The sequence below is a fragment of the Shewanella sp. SM32 genome (assembly GCF_025654235.1).
Classification (GTDB): Bacteria; Pseudomonadota; Gammaproteobacteria; order Enterobacterales; family Shewanellaceae; genus Shewanella; species Shewanella oncorhynchi.
In genome coordinates, this window is sequence record NZ_JAKKRO010000005.1 from 138,899 (window position 1) to 149,939 (window position 11,041).

Here is an 11,041-nt window from a genome sequence, read left to right on the forward strand (position 1 = left end):
ATTAAGTGCTATTCGCCTTTAAGACGACGATCAAGCTGATCTTTTAAGTTTGCTGGCACACCTTTGATTAAAATCGTGTCCGAGATGGGATCGTAAATCACCCGTTGACCTAAGTGGCCGCCATCAAAACTTAACGTTACGCCGCCACCTGTACCAGAAAACTTCTTCAATTGGCGCAGGGTCGATTTATCGGCCGGAAACTCTTCATCGAGATCATAACTGCCGCCACGGGCAAAATCATAGAAGGAGTCCATACCTTGATCGGCTAACTCATCGGCCAAGTCTTTGATCTCAATGTCAGCGCCTTCATCGAAACGCTCACTACAGTATTCAAACACTTTATTACGGCACTGCTGACGCTCGTCTTTCGTCAACTCACTACTGGCAACAAAATCTTCAACCGCATTCATTAAGGTTTTGTTTTGCGCCTTAGTGTTGACGCCTTCTACGCAGCCCATAAAGTCGAGGAAAAAGTCGGCGACTTTACGTCCCGCACGGCCACGGATAAAGGAGATGTACTTGCGAGAATCCTTATCGGCTTGCCACTCAGTTAAATCGATACGCGCCGCGAGTTGGATGTTATTTAAATCCAAATGGTTATTTTGCGACAGTTCCATATCGTCTAATACTGTCATTGACGACTTCGCACTTAATAAAGCCACAAACAAATAATCGCTGGTGATGCTGGTATAGCAAGACATCAACAGGAAACCGCCTTGACTGAAGTCGTACTTTGACAATTCTTCTTGCAGTAATTTACTGGCTTGACCGGAAAACTCCACAAACCCTAAATCACCGCCACGGTATTGAGTTAGCGCATTGGCAAAGGCGGGGTTCGCCTCACCGTCGTCACCATGGATACCAAAATAGCCAAAACCTTTACCGGCCTTTCCCGTATATGTCTGATGCAACTCGTCGAGCATCACCTCGACCGCCTGACCGTTCAGCAGAGGTTGAGGACGTAAACGGCAGCGTAATTGCCCCTGACTGTCCTGAGAAATCTCGTGAATAATTGCGTGTTCGATGTTAATACTCATAAGCCCTGATAGTGATACTGGGATAAATCCGCTATTATATGCCGCTAATCCATTCCAAAGTGAAACATTTTTTGATTATGGCAATCCAATCGAAATACTCAAACACCCAAGTTGAATCATTAATCGCCGAAATATTGGCTGTGTTAGAAAAGCATAAAGCACCGACTGACCTGAGCCTGATGGCATTGGGTAACTGCGTGACTAACCTGCTAGAACGTAAAGTGCCCAGCGAATCGCGCCAAGCCGTGGCCGAACAATTTGCAAAAGCACTCGCACAATCGGTTAAATCCCAGTAAGTTAACTGGGTAATAATCATCAAAAGAATATAAGATACAAGGCCTTTTAGGAATAAGCGGATCACTATGGTCGAGCGAAAAAAGCAAATGAGCCGCGATCGGGTTTCCCGGCTCATCAACTGGGGGCATTGGTTCGCCTTCTTCAATGGCTTATTAGCCATGATAGTCGGAAGCCGATACCTTGGCAGCGTAGGTTATCCAGAAACTTGGTATGGCTGGTTTTATCTGAGCGTCAGCACTATTGGTCAGTTTAGCTTTCTCGCCTTTATCGCCTATTTGATCTGCCTATTTCCACTAACCTTGATATTGCCCTATTCAAAGATATTAAGAGGTGTCGCGGCGGTGATCGCGACACTAAGTCTTTGTATCTTATTGTACGATACCATTGTTTACGCCGATTACGGCATGCACTTGAGCCCCTTCGCCTTCGATTTAGCTTGGGCGGATCTCAATGCCCTGCTCCGTGGTACTTCTTATATCGTCACCCCGTTGGCCATCATCGCCATTGAACTGACCATGGCCAATTTTTTGTGGAAACGCATAGAGAAGATCCAAAAACTCAATTTAGGCAATAAAGTTATCACCTTAGTGTGTATCTGTTTTATCAGCAGCCACTTGATCCACATTTGGGCCGATGCCGCCGATATCACAGAAATTACCCGTTTCGACGATACTTATCCTTTATCTTATCCCGCGACTGCTCGCTCCTTTATGGAAAGTCACGGTATCGATGGTTCATACCAAGGCGATGACGTCAATCACAACACCAGTGTACTCAGCTATCCAGAGCAGCCACTCACCTGCCAGGCCGACACGAAAATTAACGTGTTGATGATTACCATCGACAGTTTGCGGGCGGATATGGTCGATGGTAAAAGCATGCCATTCCTACAACAATACACTGAAAATAATCAATCTTTTACCCAGCATTTCAGCGGCGGCAACCAATTTAGAACGGGCATGTTTTCACTACTCTATGGCCTGCAAGGCAGTTATGGCGATGCGCGAATTTTTAATAGCACCAGTCCTTTACTGACCAGAAGTTTTCAACAAGCAGGCTATGAATTGGGGCTTTTCCTCCCTGAAACCAATCTCAATTTGCGTTCATCACAGGCGATGTTTAATGACTTTAATCCTGTCATAGCCAAAGAAACCAATGGCAGTGCCGATGCCGATTTGCACACAGTGGCCAGTTTTAACGAGTGGCACAGCATTAAACATAAACCTTGGTTTGCGCTCGTTAACTTAAAAGCGCCAGAAAATTTTGATACTCCCGTGGGTTTTCTGGGTATCGAAACAGTGAAAGCCAATACCGACCTGATGCCAGCGCAAAAAGTACTGTTTAATCAATATCGCCAATCTCTGTATTTTGTCGATCAACAACTCAAGGCGATGCTGGCCAATGTGTCCAACGACACCTTAGTGATTATCACTGGGGTCAATGGCAAAATGTTCACCAGCAATAGTGATGAAGCTAATCGCAACCTGTCACCACAGAGTGTCAAAGTGCCATTAGTGATCCACTGGCCGAATACTGGCGCTTCTAAGGTCAAATACCGCACCAGCCATTACGGCATTGCGCCGACTTTAATGACCCACGTGCTAGGTTGCACCAATAACACGACAGATTACAGCGCTGGCCGCAGCCTATTACAACCTGACAAAGAAACGTGGATCTATATAGGTGATAGCCGTATTTTTGCTATCTATCAAGAAGCAGAAGTGACAGTGATTGACCGCCACGGTAAATATCGTATTTACGATGAAAACTATGAACATAGGCTCAATAAAAAAATGAGCGCACCTGAATTAATTGAAGTGATGCGTGAAGGTCGACGTTTCTATAACCACTGAGCTTCATCATATTAGTAAAAAAGCCCTATTCCTACAGGATTGGGGCTTTTTTTATTATCTGGCGACTGGATGAATACGAAATGCACGAAGCTTGGATTTAACTGTGAGGGGCTGCGTGACTAGTCTCTTGTAGCTAAGCTAGTTTCTTGTAGCTAGTCTCTAATGATGGACCTTAGCTGCCACTAAAGCCAAAAGCCGCTATCTTTAGATAACGGCTTTTTAAGGCTTAAATCAACTCAAGTCACTCTGCAATCAATCGGCTTTAACCGTGGCGTAACGTGCTAACCAATGGGCGTAAGAAGCGGGTAATACCCAAGATGGGCGCGCAATTGTCAAGGTTTGCGCCGCTTGATACGGCCAATGTGGATTCGCTAAAAACGCTTTACCTATCATCACTAAATCCATTTGTTCATCTTCAATGGCCGCATTGGCTTGATGTGGATCATCCATACCCCAAGAAGTCGCAACGGGGAACCCCACTTCTTGACGAACCCGCGCTGCAATAGGCGCCAAAAATGCAGGACTCCATGGAATATTTGCCGTTGGGGTCGAGAAGCAAATGCTGACGTTTAACATATCGAGCCCCGCTTGCTTAAATTGCTTCACCAAGGTTATCGATTCCGTCAGTGTTTCTTCATCTTTATGGTCGAATTCAATCACGCCAAATCGCGCCGTTAAGGGTAAATGCGATGGCCAAACGTCTCTTACCGCGGCAATGGTTTCTAACAAAAAGCGTCCGCGTCCTTCCGCACTGCCACCGTATTGGTCGGTGCGTTGATTAGCATAGGTTGAAAAGAAGCTTTGGGCTAAATAACCGTGGGCGAAATGCAGTTCTAACCATTCAAATCCTGCCGCTAAAGCACGCTTTGCCGCCGCCACAAAGTCGGCTTTAACCCGCTCAATATCTTCAATTGTCATAGCGGTAGGCACTTTAGGTAAATTTGCCCCAAAGGCGACGGCTGATGGTGCAATCGGTTGCCAACCTCGCGCATCATCATCGGCAATATGGTCATCCCCTTCCCACGGGATATTGGCACTCGCTTTACGGCCTGCATGACCAATCTGAATGCCTGCAACAGCACCCGCATTTTTAATCGCACTAGCCACTTTTGCTAAGCCTTGTGCTTGTTCGTCATTCCATAACCCAAGGCATTTGGGGGTGATACGGCCTTCAGGAGAAACCGCAGTGGCTTCAACCACAACAAGACCCGCTCCGCCACGGGCAAGGCCAGTGTAATGCACCTGATGCCAGTCGTTGATAAGTCCATCAGTGGCTTGGTATTGGCACATGGGTGCAACGGCAATACGGTTTTTGAGTGTGATGTCTTTAAGTTTGAAGGATGAAAATAGATCGGCCATGGTGTTTCCTGTGTCTATTAAGATCAAAAGGTATTTGAATACTGAATGACGACAGACTAGCCTTATCGTGCCATAATTAAAAGCACATACAGATTATAGATTTGATAAATTTTTATTATGACAAATCCACAGTGGTTACACACCTTTAGCGTGCTAGTCGAGAAAGGGAATTTCACCCGCACCGCCGAAGCTATAGGTATCACCCAAGCGGCTGTGAGCCAGCATATCAGTCGCTTAGAAGAAACCTACGGCATACTGTTTTTACGCCGCACCCGCCAGCTTGAAATCACTCCCATAGGGGAAAACCTGCTGACCTACGTTAAAGAAGTTGAATGCGCGCAGAAACGCCTACAACAGAAACTTATCCATGATGACGCCAATGCCGGTGATATTAGCCTTATCACTCCAGGTAGCATTGGTTTAACGCTTTTTCCATTATTAATCGAATTACAACAAGCCTTTCCGGCGTTAAGCATTCGCCACCGTTTTGCACCTGATAGTGAAATAGTTGCCTCAGTGTTGGCCAATGAACATGAAATCGGCATGGTAACCTTAAAACCTTCCGATCCTCGTATTCACAGCACACATTTTACCGAAGAGCCGCTTGAACTTGTGGTACCTGCAAGCCATAAACAACATGAATGGGCTGATTTACAACGGCTAGGGTTTATCTCCCATCCCGATGGTGAGGCCATGGCGACTCGACTGCTTAGCCGTAAATATCCAACTCACCCCGGCATTCAAGAGATCCCCTGCAAAGGATTTACCAACCAAATAAGCCTTATTCTCGAGCCTGTCGCAAAAGGGCTAGGATTTACAGTCATCCCGCAATACGCCCGCAAAGCCTTTGAACGACAAGAAGATATCTATGTTGTGGAATGTGGCAGCCAAGTTGTAGACACCATTTGGCTTATCCACCGTGCGGAATGGCCCTTGTCACGCAGAGCCCAAAAAGCGATTACATTTTTAAAGGGGAAAATATAAAACCCCATTTAAAAATGGGGTTCCGCACACAAGTTGCCGCACAGGAATAGTCAGCGTTAGCAACGGATACATAAGACTCAGAGGCTATTGATTGATATCCAATTCATTATGGATCAATACCACGCACTGAGAAGCAAACAGCATCTTTGGCCCTAAGCTGATCTTTTGCGCACCGAGTCGTTTCAAGGTATTAAAACTTTTCTTCGGCATAGGAATATGATCGGTCAGTAAAAAGCACGGATTACCCACAAATTCTTGCTCACGGATTGATGTACCCTTCTTATCCATCATAAACAATTGATAATCCACCGCGAGGTCCTGTACCAGCTTTTCAAAACTGATAGTGCTAACACTGATGCCCTCGTCAACAACACGGGTTTGCTCCTTCGTCATGCCCCGAGAAATATCTAAGGCTTTGGCAATTTTAGTGAGCAAAGCTTGCTCGTGAAAACCACCAATATGGAAAATATTTCGAGTATCGAAGCAAATAGTGCGGGAAAAATCATGGGTACTTTCTAGCACCAAATAAACGACAACATCGTTTCGATGGGACTGAGCCACAAAGATAGTGTTCATCAGGGTATGAGCTAAAATCTCGGTATGCGCCTCTTGGCCGACAGAAGCTAAAAACAACTGACTGTCAGTAGGGGCTGATCTTGCTCGTAAAACAAACGCGCGCATAGGTAAATGTCCTACTCAATAATGTCTTAAATGCTAAATGGCGGATGCATATAATTTGTGAAATTGACGATTTCGCCTTAAAAATTTTTGCCTTTTGCTGTGCCAAAGCCAGCCTAATCACTCGAACTTGAACCTTAGTCGCAAGCAGCGTTAATCATATGGGCAGCGAAAAGGTATAAAAAACAAAACCCGTATAGCAATGCTAACACGGGGTTTTGTTTAACTTAACTGCTGGTTATTTTAATGATTAAAACAAACTAACAATTAAGCATCTAATTTGGTCGGTATGAGAAGATTCGAACCTCCGCCCCCTGACACTTTATAACAGTGAACCGTTTAATCATAACCTGCTAAATTTAAACATAAATCATGTAATTTTGCACGTTTTAATTACCTCAACAATTTATGTACACTTACACGCAAATGCGATATCAAGGTTACAAGTACAACAAATTGAGCGTATTCAAACAAAATAACATCCCATTAGTTGTAATCAATATCGGATAACAAGCAAAGGGATCTAGGGAATACCTACAATCCCTGCATTTTCCCGATTCAGCAATGTGCTCTGGCGTGATGACCGTACGTGCAGGAATCACCAGGACATAGTTAAGGAGGTCCTAAACCAGCTTTAACTGGCCAAGAAAGAACGAATATTGTTCCTCCACGACCCGATGGCTGGCAAACCACGTGGCAGCCGTGAGCTTCAGCAATTGTCTTAACCACTGCGAGACCGAGTCCACTGCCACCACTTTTTCGAGAGCGAGACGGATCAACTCGGCGAAATGCTTCGAATACGTAGCTGTCTGCTTCATCAGGAATACCAGGGCCTTCATCTTCTACGGTTAGATAACAACTTGCCCCCGAGCAGTAGAGTCGCACAGTCAAAGTGCCAGATTCTGCATGCTGGCGCGTATTTTGAACTCGGTCAAGGTCAGATCCAGTGCCTCCTGCTGACCGTTACAGATTACGCTAGCCTCGTGACGGTCTAAGTCGATTTGGAACGGACCAACGCGCAACATTTGGGTATTTATGAGCGTGTTAGTGCGGGCGCGTCGCAGTACCGCCTGCACCCTAGCCACCACCTCGGCCTATCGGCAAAAAATGCTATCCTCATCGTCGAGTTCGCCCGCCAATTGCATGCCGAGGACCATACGCTGATAGATGCTGCAGTGACCGCAGCACGCCTGCGTCTACGGCCAATTCTGATGACCTCATTGGCATTTACTATCGGAGTGGTACCCTTAATGCTTGCGAGCGGTGCCAGCGCCGAAACTCAGCATGCAATCGGTACTGGCGTATTCGGTGGCATGCTCAGTGGTACCTTGCTGGCAATATTCTTCGTACCGGCGTTTTTTGTCTTTGTCATCGGCACACAAGAGCGCTTGAGTGCCTGGCTTGCGCGGCATAATACTGCCAAATAGCCTCACCCGCTTTGATGCTCTGTAGGAAAGTCTACCAACACAATCCTATTGAGCATTAAAGCTGATCAATATATGTGTAATAATTTTAAACGCTGGAAATGTAGGTTCAGTGATAGTAATCGTTACTGCGTATCCGGCTGAAGGTTCCGACGTTCAAATCTGTAATTGGTTCTCTAAGAAATGGTGCGATGCTGGACTCGCCTACAGTGTATTATTCGATTCATGGAAAGAGTAAGTACATTTCGCCAATATTCCCGCGCTATCTAAAAAGATGAAGCCATCGAAAAGTGAGCAAAATCCGTCGAATCTAATTCTGCCGACAAATAAAAAAGAGAGGCTACATTAGCCTCTCAAAAAATAGCAGGGGAGTACTTTAACTCAAGCAATAATTTTATTGCTAATATTTACGATGAATAAAACTTGAGATGTTGTGAGAGACAATAACGAGTCTCTCACTGATTTAGCGTTACTTTGTATTTAGAGCATGTTTGGCAGCATTTGTCCCTGCGATTTTACCGAAAATCACAGTATCAGCGACAGCGTTACCCCCCAGTCGATTATACCCATGAACACCACCAGTCACCTCTCCCGCCGCAAATAAACCTTTGAGCGGTTGGCTTTGTATATCGAGTACTTCAGCTTTAGTGTCAATGGCAACTCCCCCCATAGTATGATGGATGCCAGGAGCAACTTTTACGGCATAATAAGGAGATTTTTCTATTGATAGCGGCATCTGCTCACGGTTAAATGCCTCATCTTTACCCTGTTTGAAATAATGGTTGTAGTTTGTGATAGTTTTGTCTAAAACACTTGGTGTCATTCCTGTTATTTTTGCAAGCTCTGCAACAGTATTGGCCTTTTCAAGCATTTCTAAATGATCATACCCCTGAACCATTTTAGCTTTTTTATATAATTCATTATCAAATACTAGCCAAGCATATTGTTCAGGCTGTTTTAGAATGGCATCAGAGGCTTTATCTCGAGTCGTTAATTCATTTATAAAGCGATTGCCTTCTTTATTAACCATTATGGCCCCGACACCTCGAACCGTTTCTGAAATTAATATACGGCTATCTTTTCCTACTGTTGGATGTGTCTGGATCCAATCAATATCAGTCATACTTGCACCGACTGCTTTAGCAAGTTCAATACCATCCCCAGTTGAAGTGATATTATTTGAACTTGTCATGCCTTTAAATGTAGGGCGATAAAAAGCAATCATTTCTTTGTTAAACCCATAACCACCTGTGGCTAAAACAACCGACTTAGCTGCAACCATATAGTGACCAGAGTGTTTACCGTGGATGACAACACCCACAATTTTTTGTTCATCATCAACAACCAATTTAACAACTTTGGAGTTGAGTCTTGTATCAACCCCTTCTTTATCCGATGCTTTTTTTAGTACATCAATAATATGTGGACCAACACTTAAACCACCAGATGGACGATGTGTTCTATCGACTCTAGCGCCGCCAGAGCGTTTTAAATCATCCATATTGGCGCCAAAAGATTCTAACCATTTAATGCCATCAGCCGATTGCTCCGCTAATATTTGTACCAATTTAGGGTCGTTAGCATATCGACCGCCTTTCATTGTATCTTCGACATACCATTCGATTTTATCATCGACTTTATGATCTTTTTGCTGAACTGTACCCACAGCATTATACCCGCCAGCGGCGAGCATAGAGTTACCACCACTAAATGGTGCTTTATCAAGCAATATAACGTTAGCCCCCGCCTTTTTAGCTGCAATCGCAGCATTAAATCCAGCACTACCAGCTCCAACAACAATCACATCCGTTGTTTCTTTAGGACCTGCAGCTATCGCTTTATTTATTGCTTCATTATCCCAACCTTTGTCCCACGGTTCTTTGGATTTTGCTTTATTAAAAGGCATGTCGAGCCCTTTAAATGAATGACATTCATTACAATATAACTTTGGTTGTTCATGTCCTTTATGACAAGACGTACAATTAATATCACCTAAGTGTGAAGAATGTGGGTCAATTTCTAGTTTGGGATTTGCTAGTTTTCCATAATCACCATGGCAGGATTTACATTGTTTATTTTCAAATGTCTCGCTATCGCTCACTTTATTGGGTGCTGTATGGCAGGTTTTACAACCATTAACATCTTTATGGAATGATGCTAAATCATTTTTATTATCAGCAGCCCATGATGACGCCGTTAAAATCGAACAGACAATAATACTCAAGTATTTTATCCTCATGCAATTCTCCAGTTTTTATTTTGGTAAGATTTGGCGTGATGATAGTTTCTTAATTTTTTTAAATAGTGATATAGAGCAATAAATTGAAATCATTAAATATAACTTAACACACTTTAAGTTATGCTTAACTCGATGTTTTTGTTGATTAGATGTGATCTAAAGCGGAGATGTGTTTGCTTAAATCTCTAATATGGCATTACTTTTACATTCTAAAAAGGTGATGTCGATGAAAAATGCTAAATATATTGGTTTTAGTTTTATTTTAATTTGTTCAACTCCAGCTTTATCTGAGCCACTAGACTTTTATGGAAGACTGTGGCTTGGTGTGGCCAACTCAAGTAATGGTCTTTCTGGTAACGAAAAAGTTGATGGATTTTCCCTTGAAAATTATGCATCATATTTAGGCGTTAAAGGTGAGTATAGTGTATATGATAATTTTAGCTTGTTATATAAATTTGAAGCAGGGATAGAAAGCTTTGATAACGATGATTCTAATATTTTCAAACCGAGAAACTCATACTTAGGTTTTAAAACTAACTATGGTTCAGCTGTTCTCGGAAGAAATGATACCGTTTTTAAAAGTGCTGAAGGTAAAGTGGATTTATTTAATATTACCTCAAGCGATATGAATATGATCATTGCAGGTAACGATAGATTAGGCGATTCGGTAACATTAAATAGCGCTAAGGTCGCAGGTGTTACTATGGGTATTAGTTATGTTTTTGATAAGGATTTTAATCAAAAAAATCCAGAACTTTCTGATAAACAAAACAATTATGCAATTAGTTTTTCCCTAGGCGATGCTGCACTTAAAAAGAATAGTCACTATATTTCAATAGCCTATGCTGATGGATTGAACCAGTTAGAGGCAACAAGACTGGTGGGTGGTGTTGCTATTTCATCCGTAAAATTGGGGGCTATGTACTGAAGAATCCCCTGATGATTTACAAATAAATCATCAAATTAGGGTGGAAGCGCATCTTGTTGCATGATCAAATGGTTTCGCTAAAAACTACACTTGGACAACAAGATGCGCGAAGCCAATATCCTACAACATTCTTTACACCAATACTGCCCAGAACTTCACCTAAAACGATTAAACAGCTTGATGCTGGCCTCTAAGGCACTGATTGAATGTAAGACACTGACCTTGACTGAGTTAGGTCGAAA

At 43.3% G+C, this 11,041-nt stretch carries 10 protein-coding genes and 2 pseudogenes; 6 read left to right on the forward strand and 6 right to left on the reverse strand.

From position 1 onward, the window contains the following. Positions 1-8: 8 nt before the first annotated feature. Positions 9-1,037: a nucleoid-associated protein YejK gene (yejK, locus tag L5M10_RS03675; RefSeq protein WP_006081997.1), complete on the reverse strand. Its 1,029-nt coding sequence runs from the start codon at positions 1,035-1,037 to the stop codon at positions 9-11. A gap of 77 nt (positions 1,038-1,114) precedes the next feature. Here yejK and L5M10_RS03680 point away from each other — a divergent pair, with 77 nt between their 5' ends. Together L5M10_RS03680 and L5M10_RS03685 are read left to right on the forward strand one after the other, a co-directional pair. Beyond that, positions 1,115-1,333 carry a YejL family protein gene (locus tag L5M10_RS03680; protein WP_011847036.1) on the forward strand — a complete coding sequence of 73 codons (219 nt, stop codon included), beginning with the start codon at positions 1,115-1,117 and terminating at the stop codon, positions 1,331-1,333. A gap of 66 nt (positions 1,334-1,399) precedes the next feature. Then, the gene (locus L5M10_RS03685; RefSeq protein WP_263254847.1) at positions 1,400-3,187 is read left to right on the forward strand and encodes a DUF3413 domain-containing protein; all 1,788 of its coding nucleotides are present in this window, start codon (positions 1,400-1,402) and stop codon (positions 3,185-3,187) included. 252 nt (positions 3,188-3,439) lie between these two features. On the opposite strand, the gene L5M10_RS03690 is transcribed toward L5M10_RS03685, so the two are convergent. Further along, a complete protein-coding gene (locus L5M10_RS03690) occupies positions 3,440-4,546 on the reverse strand; it encodes an NADH:flavin oxidoreductase/NADH oxidase (RefSeq protein WP_263254848.1) in 1,107 nt (368 codons plus the stop codon). A gap of 117 nt (positions 4,547-4,663) precedes the next feature. Here L5M10_RS03690 and L5M10_RS03695 point away from each other — a divergent pair, with 117 nt between their 5' ends. After that, a complete protein-coding gene (locus tag L5M10_RS03695; RefSeq protein WP_263254849.1) occupies positions 4,664-5,530 on the forward strand; it encodes a LysR family transcriptional regulator in 867 nt (288 codons plus the stop codon). Positions 5,531-5,614: 84 nt separating this feature from the next. Here L5M10_RS03695 and trmY read toward each other — a convergent pair whose 3' ends face one another. The 3 genes from trmY to L5M10_RS03710 all read right to left on the reverse strand — a co-directional run bounded on the left by trmY (position 5,615) and on the right by L5M10_RS03710 (position 7,284). Next, positions 5,615-6,211: a tRNA (pseudouridine(54)-N(1))-methyltransferase TrmY gene (gene trmY, locus L5M10_RS03700; RefSeq protein ID WP_263254850.1), complete on the reverse strand. Its 597-nt coding sequence runs from the start codon at positions 6,209-6,211 to the stop codon at positions 5,615-5,617. 609 nt (positions 6,212-6,820) lie between these two features. Beyond that, complete coding sequence (locus tag L5M10_RS03705; protein ID WP_317630134.1) at positions 6,821-7,093, reverse strand: ATP-binding protein; 273 nt, start codon at positions 7,091-7,093, stop codon at positions 6,821-6,823. A gap of 2 nt (positions 7,094-7,095) precedes the next feature. Beyond that, complete coding sequence (locus L5M10_RS03710) at positions 7,096-7,284, reverse strand: hypothetical protein (RefSeq protein WP_263254855.1); 189 nt, start codon at positions 7,282-7,284, stop codon at positions 7,096-7,098. Positions 7,285-7,296: 12 nt separating this feature from the next. On the opposite strand from L5M10_RS03710, the pseudogene L5M10_RS03715 reads away from it, so the two are divergent. Continuing rightward, positions 7,297-7,635: pseudogene (locus tag L5M10_RS03715) on the forward strand (efflux RND transporter permease subunit); the annotation flags it as partial. Between the two features lie 466 nt (positions 7,636-8,101). Here the strand turns inward: L5M10_RS03715 and L5M10_RS03720 are convergent. Then, positions 8,102-9,856 (reverse strand): flavocytochrome c, encoded by a 1,755-nt coding sequence (locus tag L5M10_RS03720; protein ID WP_263254851.1) that lies wholly within the window; start codon positions 9,854-9,856, stop codon positions 8,102-8,104. A gap of 241 nt (positions 9,857-10,097) precedes the next feature. On the opposite strand from L5M10_RS03720, the gene L5M10_RS03725 reads away from it, so the two are divergent. Both L5M10_RS03725 and L5M10_RS03730 read left to right on the forward strand, forming a co-directional pair. Next, positions 10,098-10,799, forward strand: coding sequence for a porin (locus L5M10_RS03725; RefSeq protein ID WP_263254852.1), 702 nt, complete (start codon positions 10,098-10,100; stop codon positions 10,797-10,799). 102 nt (positions 10,800-10,901) lie between these two features. Continuing rightward, positions 10,902-11,041: pseudogene (locus tag L5M10_RS03730) on the forward strand (IS4 family transposase); the annotation flags it as partial.